Source organism: Stenotrophomonas sp. SMYL89, from assembly GCF_036319985.1.
GTDB classification, from domain to species: domain Bacteria; phylum Pseudomonadota; class Gammaproteobacteria; order Xanthomonadales; family Xanthomonadaceae; genus Stenotrophomonas; species Stenotrophomonas maltophilia_Q.
Genome location: NZ_JAWIRW010000032.1, coordinates 1 through 18,668 on the forward strand (window position 1 = coordinate 1; position 18,668 = coordinate 18,668).

16 protein-coding genes are annotated in these 18,668 nt (G+C 67.1%); 8 read left to right on the top strand and 8 right to left on the bottom strand.

Translation table 11 applies throughout. From position 1 onward, the window contains the following. Positions 1-362, top strand: a 362-nt coding sequence (locus V3B41_RS20190; RefSeq protein WP_329861816.1) for a hypothetical protein, incomplete at its 5' end; no start/stop codon positions are given. A gap of 197 nt (positions 363-559) precedes the next feature. Here the strand turns inward: V3B41_RS20190 and secF are convergent. From secF to queA, 5 genes are all read right to left on the bottom strand, one after another. Beyond that, positions 560-1,540 (bottom strand): protein translocase subunit SecF, encoded by a 981-nt coding sequence (secF, locus tag V3B41_RS20195; RefSeq protein WP_049428521.1) that lies wholly within the window; start codon positions 1,538-1,540, stop codon positions 560-562. Positions 1,541-1,556: 16 nt separating this feature from the next. After that, the gene (gene secD, locus V3B41_RS20200; RefSeq protein WP_049428520.1) at positions 1,557-3,413 is read right to left on the bottom strand and encodes a protein translocase subunit SecD; all 1,857 of its coding nucleotides are present in this window, start codon (positions 3,411-3,413) and stop codon (positions 1,557-1,559) included. A 61-nt stretch (positions 3,414-3,474) separates the two neighbouring features. After that, positions 3,475-3,819 (bottom strand): preprotein translocase subunit YajC, encoded by a 345-nt coding sequence (gene yajC / locus V3B41_RS20205; protein WP_006434333.1) that lies wholly within the window; start codon positions 3,817-3,819, stop codon positions 3,475-3,477. A gap of 134 nt (positions 3,820-3,953) precedes the next feature. After that, positions 3,954-5,084, bottom strand: coding sequence for a tRNA guanosine(34) transglycosylase Tgt (tgt, locus tag V3B41_RS20210; protein ID WP_197620309.1), 1,131 nt, complete (start codon positions 5,082-5,084; stop codon positions 3,954-3,956). Positions 5,085-5,180: 96 nt separating this feature from the next. Then, the gene (queA, locus tag V3B41_RS20215) at positions 5,181-6,248 is read right to left on the bottom strand and encodes a tRNA preQ1(34) S-adenosylmethionine ribosyltransferase-isomerase QueA (protein WP_295546319.1); all 1,068 of its coding nucleotides are present in this window, start codon (positions 6,246-6,248) and stop codon (positions 5,181-5,183) included. Between the two features lie 210 nt (positions 6,249-6,458). On the opposite strand from queA, the gene V3B41_RS20220 reads away from it, so the two are divergent. Together V3B41_RS20220 and V3B41_RS20225 are read left to right on the top strand one after the other, a co-directional pair. Beyond that, entirely contained in the window at positions 6,459-7,955 is a 1,497-nt protein-coding gene (locus V3B41_RS20220) for an aminotransferase class III-fold pyridoxal phosphate-dependent enzyme (protein WP_295546316.1), read from the top strand. A 249-nt stretch (positions 7,956-8,204) separates the two neighbouring features. Then, positions 8,205-8,798, top strand: a complete 594-nt coding sequence (locus tag V3B41_RS20225) for a TIGR00730 family Rossman fold protein (protein ID WP_049428514.1) — start codon at positions 8,205-8,207, stop codon at positions 8,796-8,798. A gap of 19 nt (positions 8,799-8,817) precedes the next feature. Here the strand turns inward: V3B41_RS20225 and V3B41_RS20230 are convergent, their stop codons facing one another. After that, on the bottom strand, positions 8,818-11,661 hold the full coding sequence (locus tag V3B41_RS20230) for an EAL domain-containing protein (protein WP_285310532.1): 2,844 nt from the start codon (positions 11,659-11,661) through the stop codon (positions 8,818-8,820). Positions 11,662-11,908: 247 nt separating this feature from the next. On the opposite strand from V3B41_RS20230, the gene V3B41_RS20235 reads away from it, so the two are divergent. The 5 genes from V3B41_RS20235 to V3B41_RS20255 all read left to right on the top strand — a co-directional run bounded on the left by V3B41_RS20235 (position 11,909) and on the right by V3B41_RS20255 (position 16,110). After that, positions 11,909-12,427 (top strand): RNA polymerase sigma factor, encoded by a 519-nt coding sequence (locus tag V3B41_RS20235; RefSeq protein ID WP_238378638.1) that lies wholly within the window; start codon positions 11,909-11,911, stop codon positions 12,425-12,427. Beyond that, complete coding sequence (locus V3B41_RS20240) at positions 12,424-13,443, top strand: hypothetical protein (protein ID WP_197651099.1); 1,020 nt, start codon at positions 12,424-12,426, stop codon at positions 13,441-13,443. Before V3B41_RS20235 ends, V3B41_RS20240 begins: the two co-directional genes overlap by 4 nt. A 40-nt stretch (positions 13,444-13,483) precedes the next feature. Next, positions 13,484-14,080 carry a YigZ family protein gene (locus tag V3B41_RS20245; protein ID WP_049428511.1) on the top strand — a complete coding sequence of 199 codons (597 nt, stop codon included), beginning with the start codon at positions 13,484-13,486 and terminating at the stop codon, positions 14,078-14,080. After that, entirely contained in the window at positions 14,073-15,845 is a 1,773-nt protein-coding gene (locus V3B41_RS20250; protein ID WP_111202513.1) for an ABC transporter transmembrane domain-containing protein, read from the top strand. Before V3B41_RS20245 ends, V3B41_RS20250 begins: the two co-directional genes overlap by 8 nt. Before the next feature lie 70 nt (positions 15,846-15,915). Next, on the top strand, positions 15,916-16,110 hold the full coding sequence (locus V3B41_RS20255) for a hypothetical protein (protein ID WP_049428506.1): 195 nt from the start codon (positions 15,916-15,918) through the stop codon (positions 16,108-16,110). A 222-nt stretch (positions 16,111-16,332) separates the two neighbouring features. Here the strand turns inward: V3B41_RS20255 and V3B41_RS20260 are convergent, their stop codons facing one another. Both V3B41_RS20260 and pdxY read right to left on the bottom strand, forming a co-directional pair. Next, the gene (locus V3B41_RS20260) at positions 16,333-17,457 is read right to left on the bottom strand and encodes a prephenate dehydrogenase (RefSeq protein WP_197632472.1); all 1,125 of its coding nucleotides are present in this window, start codon (positions 17,455-17,457) and stop codon (positions 16,333-16,335) included. Continuing rightward, the gene (gene pdxY, locus V3B41_RS20265) at positions 17,454-18,362 is read right to left on the bottom strand and encodes a pyridoxal kinase (RefSeq protein WP_049428502.1); all 909 of its coding nucleotides are present in this window, start codon (positions 18,360-18,362) and stop codon (positions 17,454-17,456) included. Before pdxY ends, V3B41_RS20260 begins: the two co-directional genes overlap by 4 nt. Positions 18,363-18,668: the final 306 nt, after the last annotated feature.

Sequence of the window (18,668 nt, forward strand, 5' to 3'; positions counted from 1 at the left end):
CAACGGCTTTGACCGATGTGGAGGTCTTGCAGGCCTCTTTGGCGACCTGCAGTTTGAAACGCGCGTCGTATCTGTTCATGTATCCCTCGGGGTTGGATCTGGCGTCCAACTCCCGGGGGTCACTTCACCTTGGGGGCTTGGCCGCGGCATCCATGCCGCGGACACCCCCGCAACCGGACCCACCCCGCCTTCGACAGTTCTCTGCGATCTGTCGGAACCGCATTCTGCTCTGGTGGGTGTCGACCTTGGTCGACACGATTGAATTCATTCGATATCTGACAGATGTGTCGACCAAGGTCGACACCTACCAACAGCCGCATGAACCTGTCGAAGGCGGGGCACTGTGGGTTTGCGGGGTGTGAGCCGCATGGATGCTGCGACCAAGCCCCCATGGATGGGTTTACGGCGTCCCCGCAAACCCACAGTGCCCCGCCATCCCACGGAATGCTGCTCCGGCTTTTGAAGTTGAAGTCGCATTGAGCGGGTGCAGGGCTGCAAGCCCTGCCAACAAAAAACCCCGCTTGCGCGGGGTTCTCTGTGTGCTGCGGGCAGCAGGTGATTACGGGCGACGCTCCAGGGCTTCGATGTCCTTTGCCTTGGGCAACAGGTCCTGCTTGCTGACGCGCAGGAAGCCGATCGTCAGCATCGGCACCGCCACCAGGATCGAGGACAGCACCACGATCACTGCACCGATCATGTGCGTCTCGGCCAGGCCTTCCATCGAACTGCCACCGTACAGGTACAGGGCAAGCGCCGACAGGAAGAACATCACCGCGGTGATCACCGTACGCGACAGCGTCTGGTTGATCGAACGGTTCAACACTTCCATCGAGTCCACGCGCAGGCTGCGGAAGTTCTCGCGGACGCGGTCGAAGACCACGATGATGTCGTTGATAGCAAAGCCCATCACCGACAGCAGGCCGGCCAGCACGGTCAGGTCGAACTCACGGCCCAGCAGGGACACGTAAGCCACCGTCACGATCAGGTCGAACATCGCCACGATGCTGGCGGTGACCGCGAACTTCCATTCGAAGCGCACCGCGATGTAGATCAGGAAGCCGGCCAGCATGAAGATGGTGGCGTACAGGCCATTCATCGCCAGGTCCTTGCCGATCTGCGGACCCACGAACTCGTTGCGCAGCACGGTGGCCTGGTTGTCGGCCGACGACAGCGCCTTCACCACAGCGGCAGCAGTGGCCTTGTCCTCGGCGGCGGCGTCACCGGTACCCGGCGCATGCTCACCGTGCGGGGCCAGGCGGATCAGCAGGTCGGTGTTGCCACCGACGCTCTGCACCTGGGCGCCTTCGAAGCCATTCTGCTCGAGCTTGGTGCGGACCTGCTCGACGTCCACCGGCTTGTCGAAGCGGGCTTCGATCAGGGTGCCGCCGGTGAAGTCCAGCGCGTAGTTGAAGCCCTTGATGCCGATGATGGCGATCGAGGCCAGGAACACCACGATGGTGACTGCCATGGCGACATGGCGCCAACGCATGAAGTCGATCTTGGTGTCGTTCGGGAGGATGTGCAGCGGAAACAGTTTCATTGTGCGTGTCGTCCCGTCAGATGGCCACGTTCTGGAGCTTCTTGCGACGGCCGTAGATCAGCGTCGCCAGCGCACGCGACACGGTGATCGCGGTGAACATGGAGGCGAAAATACCGATGATCATGGTCAGCGCGAAGCCCTTCAGCGGACCGGTACCGAATGCGAACAGCGCCACACCGACGATCAGGCCGGTCAGGTTGGCGTCGAGGATGGTGCCCGAGGCACGCTCGTAGCCGGTCACGATCGCGGTCTTGCCCGGCACGCCGGCACGCAGCTCTTCACGGATACGCTCGTTGATCAGCACGTTGGCGTCCACCGACAGGCCGACCGACAACGCCAGGCCGGCGAAGCCCGGCAGGGTCATGGTGGCACCAAACAGCGACATCACCGCCACTACGATCAGCAGGTTGAACAGCATCGCCGCCGAGGTGATCACACCGAACATGCGGTAGTACACGCTGAAGAACACCAGGGTGAACAGGAACGCGAACACCACCGCGCGCATGCCGTTCTTGACGTTCTCGGCGCCCAGGCTCGGGCCGACCACGCGCTCTTCGACGAAGTCCATCGGTGCGGCCAGCGAGCCGGACTTCAGCAGCTTGGCCAGGTCGTCGGCTTCCTTCTTCTGCAGGCCGGTGGTCTGGAAGTTCTTGCCGAACACGCCGTTGATGTTGGCCACCGAGATCACTTCCTCGTTGACCTTGAAGCCACGCACTTCCTGGCCGTCAACCATGGTCACGGTCGGCACGCGCTCGGTGTACACCACCGCCATCGGCTTGTTCACATTGGCGCTGGTGAAATCGAACATGCGCTGGCCGCCGACGTTGTTCAGCGTCACGCTGACCGCCGGTGCACCGCTGTTGGAGTCGGTCACCGCCTGCGCGCCGACCATCTGGTCGCCGGTGACGATCACGCGCTTGTTCAGCAGGATCGGACCGCCGCCGTCACGGCGCTGGTAGACCTTCGCTTCCGGCGGGATGCGACCGGAGTTGATCGCGTCCTGCGCGTTGCCCTCGACCACCGCACGGTATTCCAGGGTGGCGGTGGCGCCGATCATGCGCTTGGCTTCGGCGGTGTCCTGCACGCCGGGCAGCTGCACGACCACGCGGTCGGCACCCTGGCGCTGGATGATCGGCTCGGCCACGCCGAGCTGGTTCACGCGGTTGCGCAGGGTGTTGATGTTCTGCTCGATGGCGCCATTGGCGATCTGCGCGATCTCGGTCTCCGGCACGGTGACCGTGATGCGGTTGCCGCTGACGTCGTAGCCGAGCGTCGGCTGCGCCTTGACCAGGGCCGTACGGGCGCGCTGCGCGGCGTCATCACCGGCGGACGGGCTCAGGTTGGCCACGATGCTGTTGTCCGCGCGGCGCTCCACCGACTGGTACGCGATGCGCGCGTCACGCAGGGTGCTGCGCACGTCTTCGGTGTAGGCGTCCAGGCGCTTGTCCAGGGCGGCCTTCTGGTCGACCTGCAGCACGAAGTGCACACCGCCCTGCAGGTCAAGGCCCAGCACCATCGGACGACCGCCGAGGTTGGCCAGCCAGTCCGGCACGGTCGAGGCCAGGTTCAGGGCCACGGTGTACTTCTCGCCGACGGTGTCACGCAGGGCGTCGCTGGCGGCGGACTGCGCCTTCAGGTCCGGCAGGCGGACGATCAGGCTTTCCCCTTCCTTCTCGGCACCGAGGGTGTCCACTCCGGCCTTCTTCAGGTCGGCCAGCACACGGTCGCGCAGCGCGTCGTCGACCTGCCCGCCACGGTTGGCGGTGATCTGGACGGCCGGGTCCTTCTGGTAGATGTTGGGCAGCGCGTACAGCGAGCTGAGCGCCAGTACGATCAGGATGACGACGTACTTCCAGCGTGGAAATTCGAGCATTGCTTGGGTCCCGCGCGGCGCCATCCCCGGCGCCGCGGTTGTGCATCGGAAAGGGAGTGACTTACTGGGCCGACTTCAGGGTACCGGCCGGCAGCACGTTGCCGACAGCGCCCTTCTGCACGCGGATGCGCACGTTGTCAGCCACTTCGATGGTGATGAAGTTGTCGCCGATGTCGGTGACGATGCCGGCGATGCCGCCGTTGGTCAGCACTTCGTCGCCGCGCTTGATCTTCTCCAGCATGGCCTTGTGCTCCTTCTGCCGCTTCATCTGCGGGCGGATCATCAGGAAGTACATGATGGCGATCAGGATGATCGGGAACAGCAGGGTGGTCAGGCCCATGCCCTGCGGTTGGCCGCCGGCGGCCTGGGCGTGGGCGGCGGGAATCAGGAAGGCAAGCAGGTTCATCGTTGGTCCTTTGGTTGGGCGGCGCTCCGGCCCTTTCACGGGCACGGGGTGTCGACCGCGGATCTGGGTCAGCCTTGAAGTATGCCACGGCCCCGGGCGTTCGTCCTTGGGCCGTTTGGCAGGGGGCGTCCGGGTTACAGGGCCGGCGCGACCGCCCCGCGTGCCGCGTAGAAAGACTCACGGAAGGCCAGGAAGGTTCCCGCCTCGATCGCCGCGCGGATGTCGGCCATCAGCTTTTCGTAATAGAACAGGTTGTGCAGCGTGCCCAGCATCGGCGCCAGCATCTCGTTGCAGCGGTCCAGGTGGCGCAGGTAGGACCGGGTGTAGCCGCCGGTGCAGGCCACGCAGCCGCAGCCCGGCTCGATCGGATCCATGTCCCGCGCGTACTGGGAGTTGCGGATGCGGACGGTGCCGAACGAGGTGAAGTAGTGACCGTTGCGCGCATTGCGGGTCGGCATCACGCAATCGAACATGTCCACGCCACGTGCGACACCCTCGACCAGGTCCTCCGGCCGGCCGACACCCATCAGGTAGCGCGGACGGTCGCCCGGCAACTCCGGGTCCAGGTGGTCAAGCATGGCATTGCGCTCGTGCTCGGGCTCGCCCACGGCCAGGCCGCCGATGGCATAGCCGTCGAAGCCGATCGCCTGCAGGGCCTCGGCCGAGCGGCTGCGCAGGTCGGTGTGAACGCCGCCCTGGACGATGCCGAACAGCGCCGCGTCATTGCCCAGCTCGTCATGCGCATTGCGGCTGCGCTGGGCCCAGCGCAGGCTCAGTTCCATCGAGCGGCGGGCAACATCCTCTGTAGCCGGGTACGGGGTGCACTCGTCGAAGATCATCACCACGTCCGAGTCGAGCACCTTCTGGATCTTCATGCTCTCTTCCGGGCCCAGGAACACGCGGGCGCCGTCGGTTGGCGAGGCGAAGGTCACGCCCTGTTCGGTGATCTTTCGGCGGTGGGCCAGCGAGAACACCTGGAAGCCGCCGGAGTCGGTCAGGATCGGGCCATCCCAGCGGCAGAAGCCGTGCAGGCCGCCGTGGTCGGCGATGATGTCCAGGCCCGGGCGCAGGTACAGGTGGAAGGTGTTGCCGAGGATGATCTCGGCGCCCAGCGCACGCACCTGGTCCGGCAGGATGCCCTTGACCGAGCCATAGGTTCCCACCGGCATGAAGGCCGGCGTTTCCACCGTGCCACGCGGGAAGGTCAGGCGGCCACGGCGGGCACGGCCGTCGCGGGTCTTGAGCTGGAACTGCAATCGGGACATGGAGCGGTCGTTCAGGCAAATAGTCGCCTATTGTCTCCCAAGAAGGCGTGCGCACCAAGGTGCGCACCCACAGGGGGCCTGCCCTCCCAGGCTGCCCTACCCCGCCAGCGGGAACAGCAGCATCGCGTCGCCGTAGCTGAAGAAGCGGTAGCGCTGCTCGATCGCGTGCTGGTAGGCCTCGAATACGCGCTCCTTGCCGGCGAACGCGGAGATCATCATCAGAAGCGTGCTTTCCGGCAGATGGAAGTTGGTCACCATCGCGTCGACGCTGCGGATGCGGTAACCGGGGGTGATGAAGATCTGGGTCTCGCCGGCAAACGGCAGCAGCTCACCGTCACGCATCGCGCTCTCCAGCGCGCGCACCACGGTGGTGCCCACGCCAATCACCCGGCCGCCGGCCGCGCGCGTGCGCCGTACCTGCTGCACCAGCTCAGCGCCGACGTTCAGCCACTCGCGGTGCATCACGTGGTCCTTCAGGTCATCGGCGCGCACCGGCTGGAAGGTGCCCGCGCCAACGTGCAGGGTGACGTGGCCGAACTCCACGCCCTTCTCCTTCAATGCGGCCAGCAGCGGTTCGTCGAAATGCAGGCCGGCGGTCGGCGCGGCCACCGCGCCCACTTCGCGCGCGAACACGGTCTGGTAGCGCTCGCGGTCGTCCACGCCCGGCTCGCGCTGGATGTAGGGCGGCAGCGGCAGGCGGCCGGCATGCAGCAACCACTGCTCCAGCGACTCCGGCACATGGAACTGCAGCACGTAGAACTCGCCGTCACGGCCCAGCACCTCGGCTTCGCCACCTGCGTCCAGGGCGATGCGACTGCCGGCCTTCGGCGACTTGCTGGCGCCGACCTGCGCGCGGGCCTGCTGGCCACCGAGCAGGCGCTCGATCAGGATTTCAACGCGGCCACCACTGGCCTTCTGCCCGAACAGGCGCGCCGGGATCACCCGGGTGTCGTTGAACACCAGCAGATCGCCCGGCTGCAGCAGCGACGGCAGGTCGCGCACCTGCAGATCGGTGAAGGCGGCCGGTGCCGGCGGCACCAGCATCAGTCGGCTGGCGGAGCGCTCGGCCAGGGGAGCCTGCGCGATCAGTTCAGCCGGCAGGTCGTAGTGGAAATCGGACTTCTTCAAGGCGGTGGGCGGCAACAGGTCGACAATGGCGCGCATTGTACGTCCAGCGTCTGCGAGCCGGCGCGCTTCGCGGCGAACGTCGCGCAAAATGCTGCTATGCAGCAGGTTTCTGCGGGGTTATCGCGCAAAAAAACAAGTGCTAGCATCGAGTCGGAAGTCCGCTGCACGAGCCTGCCCCAAGCGCGCGTGATGACGCGCGTTTTGCTTTTGAAGACCCGTGCGACCCATTGTTTCAGGAGATCTGCAATGAGCTTCATCGAACGCCTCGCCCCCCTGCGCAGCCAGCCCGGCACCCGCCTCACCAGCGGCCTGGACGACGCCACCCTGACCGCCCTGTCCGCCCACCACCCGCAGCTGATCGCCGCGGTGGACGCCGCCGCCGAGGAATTCGCGCGTGTGCAGGCCGACCTGGGGCCGCTGCTGGCGCAGGACGAACAGGCGCAGATCGACGCGATGCAGGACGGTTTCGTTAATTTCTACGCCGATGACGCAGTGACGCCGTACGTGGCGCTGGCCGCGCGCGGCCCGTGGGTGGTCACCCTGAAGGGCGCCGTGCTGTACGACGCCGGCGGCTACGGCATGCTCGGTTTCGGGCATACCCCGGACGCGGTACTGGAAGCGATGGCCCGTCCGCAGGTGATGGCCAACATCATGACCCCCAGCCTGTCGCAGCAGCGCTTCATCACTGCCCTGCGCGCCGAGATCGGCCACCGCCGTGGCGGCTGCCCGTTCACCCGTTTCATGTGCCTGAATTCCGGCTCCGAAGCGGTCGGCCTGGCCGCCCGCATTGCCGACGTCAATGCCAAGCTGCAGACCGACCCGGGCGCGCGCCACGCCGGCGCCGCGATCAAGCGCGTGGTGGTCAAGGGCAGCTTCCATGGCCGCACCGACCGCCCGGCGCTGTACTCCGATTCCAGCCGCAAGAGCTACATGCAGCACCTGGCCAGCTACCGTGGCGAGGATTCGGTGATCACCGTGGCGCCTTACGACGAGGCCGGCCTGCGCAAAGTGTTCGAGGATGCCGCGCGCAACCAGTGGTTCATCGAGGCGGTATTCCTGGAACCGGTGATGGGCGAAGGCGACCCGGGCCGTTCGGTGCCGCCGTCGTTCTATGCCGTTGCCCGTGAACTGACCCGTGCCCATGGCAGCCTGTTGCTGCTGGACTCGATCCAGGCCGGCCTGCGCGCGCATGGCGTGCTGTCGGTGGTCGATTACCCCGGCTTCGAAGGCCTGGACCCGCCGGACATGGAGACCTACTCCAAGGCACTGAACGCGGCGCAGTACCCGCTGTCGGTGCTGGCGGTGACCGAACATGCCGCGCAGCTGTACCGCAAGGGCATCTACGGCAACACCATGACCAGCAACCCGCGTGCGCTGGACGTGGCCTGCGCCACCCTGGCGCAGCTGACCCCGCAGGTGCGCGCCAACATCGCCGAGCGCGGTGCCGAGGCCGTGCGCAAGCTGGAGCAGCTCAAGGGTGAGCTGGGTGGCCTGATCACCAAGGTGCAGGGCACCGGCCTGCTGTTCTCCTGCGAGCTGGCCCCGCAGTTCAAGTGCTACGGCGCCAACTCCACCGAGGAATGGCTGCGCCAGCACGGCATCAACGTGATCCACGGTGGCGAGAACTCGCTGCGCTTCACCCCGCACTTCGGCATGGACAGCGAGGAGCTGGACCTGCTGGTGGGCATGGTCGGCCGCGCCCTCCGCGAAGGCCCGCGCCGCGAGCAGGCTGCGGCGGCGTAAGCCCCTGCTTCTTGTAGAGCCGAGCCATGCTCGGCTGGGACCTTGCCGCGATCTGAACGAAGAGCAGCCGAGCATGGCTCGGCTCTACAAGGGCATGTGGCGATCTGAACGAAGAGCAGCCGAGCATGGCTCGGCTCTACAAGGGCATGTGGCGATTCAAGGCCTCATACTCTACGCACACCCCGTCCCTGACCGCCTTCCGGTTGGCGACGGGGCGTTTTCGTTTCCGGCCAAGAGACAGGAAGATCCATGAAATCGATCTGTGTGTACTGTGGTTCCAACGCTGGCAGCAAGCCGGCCTATACCGAACGTGCCATTGCCCTGGGTGACCGCATTGCCCGCGACGGCCTGCGCCTGGTGTATGGCGGCGGCAACGTCGGCCTGATGGGAACCGTGGCCAATGCGGTACTCGCCGCCGGTGGCGAGGTGACCGGCGTGATCCCGCGCCAGCTGGCCGATTGGGAAGTGGCCCACCGTGGCCTGACCGAACTGGAGATCGTCGGTTCGATGCATGAGCGCAAGTCGCGCATGTTCGATCTTGCCGACGGCTTCGTCACCCTGCCGGGCGGCTTCGGCACCATGGAAGAGATCTTCGAGATGCTGACCTGGCGCCAGCTGGGCATCGGCAACAAGCCATGCGCATTCCTCGACGTGGAAGGTTTCTACGCCCCGTTGATCGGCATGATCGACCGCATGGTGGAAGAGCGCTTCCTGCACCCGGACCAGCGCCAGGACCTGTGGTACGGCTCGGACATCGAAGAGATGCTGGAGTGGATGAAGAACTACCAGCCGGCGCAGGCCTCGAAGTGGATCGACGAGAAGCGCCGCGCCGCCCTGCGATGATGCAGCGGCACGCGGCGGCTCAGGCCGCCGCGTGCGCCCACGGGGCGGGCCGCCCCAGCAGGTAGCCCTGGCCGTAGTCGCAGCCCAGTTCGCGCAGGGTATTTCGCTGCGCCTCGGTCTCGATGCCTTCGCCGATGGTTTCGATGCCCAGCGTGCGCGCCAGCGACAGCACGCCCTCAACCAGCGCGCGCGTACTCTGCACTTCCGGACCATGCAGGCCGGCGATGAAGCTCTGGTCGATCTTCAGCGTGCTGATCGGGAAGCGATGCAGGTAGGACAACGCGGAGAAGCCGGTGCCGAAATCATCCAGCTGTACCTGGATGCCGCGCTCGCGCAGGCCCTGCAGGATGCGCAGCGTGTGCGGGCCATCGTCCAGCAGTGCGACCTCGGTGATCTCCAGCCGCAGTCGCTGCGGATCGGCGCCGTATGCATCAAGCAGGCCGAACAGGCGGCCGCTGAACTCCGCCGAGCGGAAATGACGCGGTGACACGTTCACCGATACGTAGCTGTGCCCCCCTTTGGCCAGCCCCGCGATGACCTGCTCGTAGATCAGCCAATCCACCTGTTCGATCAGGCCACTCTCTTCGCCCAGTTCCAGGAACGCACCGGGCAGCAGCAGGCCACGGCGCTCGTGCTGCCAGCGAAGCAGCGCCTCGTGACCGACCACTTCGCCGTCGGACAAGCGCACGATCGGCTGATAGAACGGCAGGAAGTCGCGGTTGTTGATCGCACGTCGCAGATCGGCTTCCAGGTCCAGGCTGCGCATCGCTTCTTCGCGCATGTCTTCGTCGAAGATCGCGCAGCGGTCATGGCCCTGCGCCTTGGCCCGGTACATCGCTGCGTCCGCATCGCGCAGCAGCTCTTCACCGGTGCGGTAGCGCGGATTCCACAGGGCAATGCCCAGGCTGCCGGACGGAAACAGTTCGCGCCCGGCGATCCACATCGACTCCTGCAACGCCAGCAGCAGCCGCTGGCCGAAATCCAGTGCCTGCGCCAGCCCCTGCGGGCACTGCAGCAGCACGGCAAACTCATCACCGCCGAGCCGTGCCACCACATCTTCGGTACCGGCCATCGACACGATGCGCTTGGCCACTTCCACCAGCATGCGGTCACCGGCGGCATGGCCGATGCTGTCATTGACCAGCTTGAAGCGATCAAGGTCGAGGAACAGAACGGCAAACACCGGCCCGCCCTCACGCTTGGCCAGTGCCAGGGCATCCTGCAGGCGATCCAGCAGGTGCAGACGATTGGGCAGGCCGGTCAGGGCATCGTGCATGGCCTGGTGGGTCAGGCGCTGTTCCGCACGCAGGCGCTCGCCGATCTGGCCTAGCAGTTTCTCGTTCACTTCGGCCAGTTCACGGGTGCGTTCTTCCACGCGCTTTTCCAGCTCGGCATGCGCCGAACGCAGCCGCTGCTGGTCGCGCTGGCGGGCCAACCCGGTGCCGATGTTCTGCGCAACAAAGGTCAGCAGGCGCTGGTCGTGCACGCTGAAGGTACTGTTCTGGCTGTAGCTCTGCACCACGATCGCGCCGACCACTTCGTCGTCGCGCAGCAGCGGCACGCCCAGCCAGCAGTGCGAACGCGCGCCGTGTTCGCGCACTTCGCCGGCCGCCAGCAGGGCATCGATCTGCGCGCGCGATGCCAGCAGCGGGCGCCGGTTGCGCACCACGTATTCGGTCAGGCCACGGCTGAACGGCCGCGGCGCGCGGCTGGCGTTGTGCTCGTCCACCGAATAGACGAAGTCCAGGCCATTACCGGCGGCGTTGACCAGGGCGATGTAGAAATTGCGCGCATCGAGCAGGCGCCCGACCACGCCGTGCACCTGGCCGTAGAACTGGGCCAGGCTGTCGGCCGACATCGCCATCTCGGCGATGTTGTAGAGCGCGGTCTGCAGCTGCTCGGCACGGCGCCGTTCGGCTACTTCGTCCTGCAGGCTGCGGTTGGCGCGCTGCAGTTCCTGGGTGCGCCGCTCCACCTGCTGCTCCAGCCGTACCTGCGCCTGGCGCCGGTCCATCGCGGTCTGTACGTGCTGGGCGACGAACCCCAACAGGGCGCGCTCGGCCTCACCATAGCGGGCGGCACGCTCATAGCTCTGCACCACGATGGCGCCACAGACGCGGCCATCGCGCAGCATCGGCACGCCCAGCCAGTCCAGGCTTTCCGGACCACGCTGCGGGTCATGCTCCTGTTCCACCACCCGCGCCAGCAGTTCGCGCGACGGGCCACTGAGCGGCTTGCCATGGCGCAGCAGCGCCACGGTCAGGCTGCGCGGCATCTCGCTGGCGTCATGGCTCTGCGACGGATCGGCAACGAAGTCATCCACCTGGTCGGCGAAGTACAGGAAGCGGATCTGTTCACGCACATCGTCGTACTCGACGATGTAGCAGTTCTCCGCGTACATCAGCGTGCCCAGCACACCGTGCACGTGGCGCAGCATCTCGCCCATCTCCAGGTCTGCGCCGGCCAGGTCGGCGATCTGGAACAACGCCTGCTGCAGCCGCTCGGCCTCTTCCAGGGCCTTGATCTGCCCTGCCTGTCGCCCACGCTGCAGGGCCAGTTCCATCGCCTGCCGGGCCAGTCCCCACCACGCGGGCGAAGGCGCCGCACCGACCACCGACAACAGCAGCCGCGCGCCGTCGTACTCCCAACCGTGCTGGCCATCGCCAACGCCGGGGTCCACGAACGGGGCGCCGTCGATCACGACCGGGGGCCAGCCGCCCTGGCCACGCCCCAGCTGCGGGTCGTCCCAACCGACCCGGACCACCGCCGATTCAGGCAGCAGCGCATGCAACGCGCGCACCAGCGCCGTGCTCAGCACGACCTCGTGTGGTGGCTCTTCCGCCGGTTCAGCATGCGTGGACAAATGACAATCTCTTGGCGCCGTCTAAGCGTCGCCTCCCCTGAGCCGCCGAGCATAGCGCGCCACCCGGGGGGCAATGGAAGCCCGTAAACCCCGAATCGTGCGCCCGTACGTTTTTCGTGCTGTCCGTAGCCGCTTCCATGCCATGAACCTCGCCCTGCCCGCCCCTGCCACCGGCTATGCGCCACCGCCTGCAGGCCTTACCCTGTACGCCGTGGAAGCCAGCGCACTGCCAACCGATGAAGCCTTGATGCTGGCCTGGGCCGGTGGTGACCTGCGCGCGTTCGAAAGCCTGTATGCGCGCCACCGCAAACGCCTGTTCGGCTTCCTGCTGCGGCAACTGCGCGACACGGCACTGGCCGAGGAGATCTTCCAGGACGTGTGGCAGCGGGTGATCAGCGCGCGCGCCGGCTGGCAACCCGAGGCGGCGTTCAGCACATGGCTGTTCCGCATCGCCCACAACCGACTGAACGACCATTGGCGTGCGGCACGTCATCGCCCGGCCGCACCTGCCGATGCCGATCTGCGCCTTGCGGCGATCGAGGATGGGCAGACCCCGGAAGCGGAACTCTCTGAATTCGAACAACGTCGCCGCATCCAGCTGGCGATGGAGCAACTGCCGCCGGAGCAGCGCGAAGTGCTGCAGCTGCGGCTGGATCAGGAACTGAGCCTGGAGGAGATCGGCCAGATCACCGGCGTGGGCCGGGAGACCGTGAAATCGCGGCTGCGCTATGCGATGGACAAGCTGCGTGCGGGACTGAACGCATGAACCGAGACGAACCCCTGACGCCGGAAGAACGCGAGCTGGCCCGGCTGCTCGGCCGTCGCGCCGAGCAGGCACCGCCGCCCGCGCTGGATGCTGCCATCCTGGCCGCGGCGCGTGCCGCCGTGGATGCTCCGGCCGCTGGCGCCGTTGCCTCTGCGGACGCACCGCGCGCAAGACAGGCACGCCCTCGCTGGCCGGCAGTGTTCGGCATTGCCGCCTCGATGGTGTTCGCCATCGGCATCGCCTGGCAGCTGCGCCCGGAGCCGCCGCCGGTTCCGGCCGGTGAGGCCGCTGTTGCTGCGGCACCGGCACCGGCAGAAGACGTTGCGGCTGCCCGTCAGGCCGCTGACCGCAGTGCAGCCGACAGCGCTGTGGCGGCTGCCGAACCAAGCGCTGCGCCCGCAGCACCCGAGGCCGCCCCTGTTGCCGCTGCCCCGGCACCGGCCATCGCTCGCGCGCCCGAGCCGGCGCCGGCCGAGACCGCTGAAGCGCCGGCCCAAGCTGCACGATCGATGGCTGCGGATGCGGCCGCCGATACCGCCTTTGCGCCCCCCCCACCGGCGCCGACGGCAGCGCCGGCAGCAGCGCCGCCTGCGCCACCGGCACCCGCAGCCTACTCTGCACCGGCACCGGCATTCGCGCCGGCAGAGTCCGGGGCACTGAAAGCACGCACGGCCGCGGCACCTGCACCGGCACCGGCACCAGCAGCCAATGCCGCCGAGGTCGAGCGGGCGGAGGCGCTGGATCGGGTGGAGATCACCTCGATGAAGCGTGAGGCTCCCAGCCGTTCGGCTCCGGGCATCATGCGCCGCGGCAGCGATGCGGGCCTGAGCGCGGACACGGTGCAGGCCGAAGTAGACGCCGACGCGCGCCTGCCACGCCGGCAGTGGCTGCAGAAGATCCGCGAGCGCCGTGACCAGGACCAGCGCGACCTCGCCCGCGCCAGCCTGGAACGCTACATACAGCAGTATCCGGAAGCGCGCCTGCCGCGCGACCTGCGCCCGCTGCTGGACGACTGAAACGGACGGGGGGACCCGACAACGCCGTAGAATGATGGGAATGCTCGATACCCTCGCCCAGCCCGTCAGCCACACGCTGGAAGTCAAACACAGCCGCTTCATCGCCCATGCCGCGCCGATCGATGGCGCCCCCGCAGCATTGGCGTTCCTGCAACAGGTTGCCGTGGCCGACGCCACGCACAACTGCTGGGCCTACCGGCATGGCCAGGACTACCGCTCCAGCGATGACGGCGAGCCGGCAGGCACCGCCGGGCGGCCGATCCTGGCCGCGATCGACGGCCAGGGCTTCGACCGGGTGATGGTGGTGGTGACGCGCTGGTTTGGTGGCATCAAGCTCGGAGCAGGCGGCCTGGTCCGTGCCTACGGCGGGGCCGCCGCCGAATGCCTGCGCACCGCGCCGCGGCTGGCGCTGGTCGCCATGGCACGGCTGCAGCTGCAGGCCGGCTTCGAGGACCTGGGCACCCTGCACGCCGCCCTGCCTGCGTTCGGTGTGGAGAAGCGCGATGAGCAGTTCGACGCGAACGGGGTATGCCTGCGGGTCGAATTGCCGGCCGATCAGGTCGACGCATTGAAAATCCGCCTGCGCGACGCCACTCGTGACCGTATCCGCATAGAAGACGACCACCAGGATGACTGACAAGGACGGCGCCCCCGCCTCGCCCCCGCCGCTGCGCCGCCTCGGCAGCCTGCGCACGCTATGGCCGTTCGTGCGCCGCCATAGTGGCCTGTTCACCGCCTGGCTGCTGGCGCTGGCGGTGTCTTCGGCGGCCACGCTGAGTCTGCCGCCGGCGGTCAAGCAGATGATCGACCATGGTTTCAGCAGCGGCGGCCAGATCAACCGTGCCTTCGCCCTGCTGATGCTGGTGGCCGTGGTGCTGGCCCTGGCCACCGCCGCGCGCTTCTACTTCGTGTCGCTGCTGGGCGAAAAGGTCGTAGCTGACCTGCGCAGCCGCCTGTACGCACACCTGATCCAGCTCGGTGCCGGGTTCCATGACCGCAGCCGCAGCGGTGAGCTGGTCTCGCGCCTGACCGCCGACAGTGAGCTGCTGCGCAGCGTGGTCGGCTCGACCATGTCGGTGGCACTGCGCAGCAGCGTCACGGTGGTCGGCAGCCTGGCGATGCTGTTCGTCACCAGCCCACGGCTGGCGGCGTGGTCGCTGCTGGGCATTCCGCTTGCGGTACTGCCGATCATCATCGGTGCGCGCAAGCTGCGTACCGTCGCGCGCAGTAGCCAGGACCGCATCGCCGATGCCAACAGCCTGGCCAGCGAGACCCTCGGTGCGGTACGGACGGTGCAGGCGCACGCACGCGAACCCTACGAGCGCGGCCGCTTCGACCACGCACTGGGCGATGCCATCAAGGCCGCCCGCCGCCGCATCGGTGCGCAGTCGCTGGTCACCGCCAGCGCCATCCTGCTGGTGTTCGGCGCCATCGTCGGCGTGCTGTGGCTGGGTGCGCACGATGTCATCGACGGTCGCCTCAGCGCAGGCACCCTGGGCCAGTTCGTGCTGTACGCACTGATCGGCGGTGGCTCGGTCGGTGCGCTGGCCGAAGTCTGGAACGAACTGCAGCGCGCGGCCGGCGGCATGGGCCGCATCGGCGAACTGCTGCAGGAAGACATCGAGATCCGCGCGCCGGCGCAGCCGCACGTGCTGCCGCAGCCGCTGCGTGGCGAGATCCAGTTCGACGACGTGGTGTTCCACTACCCGCAGCGACCTGACCAGGCGGCGCTGGACCATTTCAACCTGCACGTGCGCCCGGGCGAGACCGTGGCCCTGGTCGGCCCGTCAGGCGCGGGCAAGAGCACGGTGCTGTCCATGCTGCTGCGCTTCCACGATCCGGCGGGTGGCCGCATCTGCGTGGATGGCATCGACGTTCGCCAGGTCGACCCGGCCGAGCTGCGTGGACAGCTGGCGCTGGTGCCGCAGCAGCCGACGCTGTTTGCCGCCAGTGCGCGTGACAACATCCGCTATGGCCGCCTGCAGGCCAGCGACAGCGAGGTCGAGGCTGCCGCACGCGCCGCCGAGGCAGACGGCTTCCTGCGCGCGTTGCCGCAAGGCTACGACAGTGAGCTGGGCGAGCGCGGCGCGCGCCTGTCCGGTGGCCAGCAGCAGCGTGTGGCGATTGCCCGCGCACTGCTGAAGGACGCACCGATCCTGTTGCTGGATGAAGCCACCAGCGCGCTGGACGCACAGAGCGAACATGGCGTGCAGCAGGCCCTGGAGCGCTTGATGGCTGGCCGCACCACGCTGGTGATTGCGCACCGCCTGGCCACCGTACTCAAGGCCGACCGCATCGTAGTGATGGACCAGGGCCGCATCGTGGCGGAAGGTACGCACGCACAGCTGCTTGCCGAAGGCGGCCTGTACGCTGAACTGGCACGACTGCAGTTCATCGATTGATGACGGCCGGCTAACATCGGCGGAGTGAAGCTGGCACCGCATCAACAGCATCCGCTGAAGGAGGTGCACGATGTCGTTCCGTCAGTTTCCCGCCGTCGACAGCCATGGTGAAAGCCACATCATTATCGAGTTCAAGCCCGAGGCGAACGGCAGCGGGCACCACTCCGAAGCCACGCCCCGCTACGAGCTCGACGATGGTCGCTTGCTGGTGCGAAATGGCCGCGAATTCACTACCAGCGGTGGTGAGCTGAGGCTGACGATCTGAGGTACGCCGGGCATGGCCCGGCACTCCCGGATCCGCTCTGGTGGGTGTCGACCTTGGTCGACACGCGCCGTGGCCGAAAGCAGCCGAGCATGGCTCGGCTCTACGGTAATGGCATGGTCAATTTTTGATCAACCATCTTGACAGCCTTGGCTGCCAAGGGCTGCACGCGGTTATCCACATGTTTGCTCAGGAATCATCCACACCGCCTGTGGATGAATGCGCTCAGCCGAGCACGCGTCCGATGCCGCTGGCGTCCACGTCGGCCGCCGCCAGGGTGATTGCAGCAGGATCACTGCCCGCAACGAAACCGATGCGGAAATGGACTTCGCCGCCGGGCGTACGCGAGGAGTGGATCGAGGCCAGGCTGATGCGGTGCTGCTCGAATACGTTCAGCAGTTCGCGCAGCGAACCCGGCCGGTCTTCGGGCAGGTGGACCGACAGCGCGTTGCGCTCGGTCAGGTCTGCCAGCAGATAGCCCACGCGTTCGAAGGTGTAGTTGCCCTCGGCCAGCGCCTGCTCACCGAACGCACTGCGATTGGCCGACAACAGCTGCTCGCGGAATGCACTGCGTGCAGTGTCGTCGCCCTGCCCGACCTGGCCCTGCAGGGCCTGCAGTTGGGCGACCAAGCGCTCCAGCATCGGCGCCACATACGGGTTGCCGAACTGGATGTCCTCGTAGATCGCCGGGTTCAACGACAGGATGCGCGAGATGATCGCCGTATCCAGTTCGAACGACGCCGAACGGTACGGCATCATCGCGGCCAGGTCGCCCAGCTGCGGCTGGTACTGGCGCAGCACGCCGGCCTGGGCCAGATGGGTGGCGTGCACCATCGCCTGCACCAGCGCCATCATCTGGTCGTGGTGCTGCGGCATGGCGCGCACGCATTCGGCCTGCAACGCCGCGCACAGCGTATCGACCCACGGCTGCCAGTGTTGCAGCCGCGCTTCGCAGACCACCATCACCCGGCCCTTCAGGGTGGGTGCCTTGGGCGGCGCGGTCATCGGATGCAGCCCGACCACCTCTGCCAGCGAGGCCAACATCGCCTGCACCGGCGCCTCCTTCACCGAGGTCACGTCCAGCCACAGTCGGTCGCGTTCACGGCCTGCGGACTGCCGCACGTACTCGGCGATCAACGCGGGCGTGTGCCGGATCGGCGCCGAGAACACCAGCACGTCGGCCTGCGCCAGCAACTGCTCCGGTGTATGCGATTGCGGATCAGCCGGATCATGGCCAATCACCTGCAACTGCATGTGCTGCTGGAAGAAGCGGGTCAACCAGCGCCCGTAGGCGCCAGCACTTCCGACGATGCCGACCGTGCGCGGCGTGCGTTCAAGCAGGCCGCTCATGCCACGCGTTCGGCGCGGAAGCGCGTGCCTTCGGCGAGGGCAGCGGGTGCTGCGACTATTACGTCGAACTCTTCGAAACCGTTGTCCAGGGTTGCTTCCAACGCCGCATGGGTACCGGCGATCGCACGCGAGATCGCCTGCTGCATCGATTCACCGCGCAGCAGGAACGACACCACCAGCGACATCAGCACATCGCCGGTGCCGGCCACGTCCACCGGCAGCAGCGGCGAGGTCCAGCGCCAGGTTTCCTCGCGGCCAACGGCCAGGGTCACCAGTTCCCCCGGGTTGCCGCCGACGCTATGCGCGATCACCCAATGGGGGCCACGGTCCAGCAGCGTGCGCGCGGCGGCGATGGCATCGGCTTCGGCCAACGCCGGCATGCCAGTAAGGCGATTGAGTTCGAAAGCATTCGGCGTGACCAACCAGGCATGCGGCAGCAGGCGCTCGGCGAAGATCGCTTCCAGGCCAGGCTCCACATAGGGGCCGGTGTGGGTGTCGCCGATGACGGGGTCGAGGCAATAGCGCAGCTGCGGACAGGCCGGCAGGATTTCGTCCAGCCAGTCGGCAAACGCGGCACCGTTGGCGGTGCTGCCGAAGTAACCGGAGACGAGCATCTTCGCCCGCTGCGGCAGGCCGCGCTCATGGGTACCGAGCAGCAGGTCGGCGAACCAGTCGGCCGGCAGCACGCGGCCACGGGTGGTGTCGTAGAACGGCGCATTGCTGAGCAGCACGGTCGGGATTTCCGCGACGCGCACGCCAAGTGCGCGCATGGGCGGCACGGCGGCGCTGTTGCCGGCGTGGCCGTAGACGAGTTGCGACTGGACCGAGATGACATCGATCGGCGACGGACCGTCGGGCCGCTGGCGGCGGCCGTGGACCAGGTGGTTATCAAGGGATTCGCTCATGCCCGCATTCTACGCCCGGTGAGGGGTTCGGCAGGGCTTGCAGCCCTGCACCTGCTCAATGCAACAGCAACGGCAACGGCAAAAGCGAGCTATCCGTGGGGTGGCGGGGCGGTGTCGGAGTGCGGGGACGCCGCAAGTACGTCCCTGTAGGCTTGGCAGCGACATCCATGCCGCTGACACCCCGCAATCCGACACCGCCCCGCCTCTGACAGGTCTCCGCCGATGTTGGTAGGTGTCGACCTTGGTCGACACATCTGTCAGATATCGATACACAAAAATGGGGTCAGATCCGTTTTCCTTCGGAAA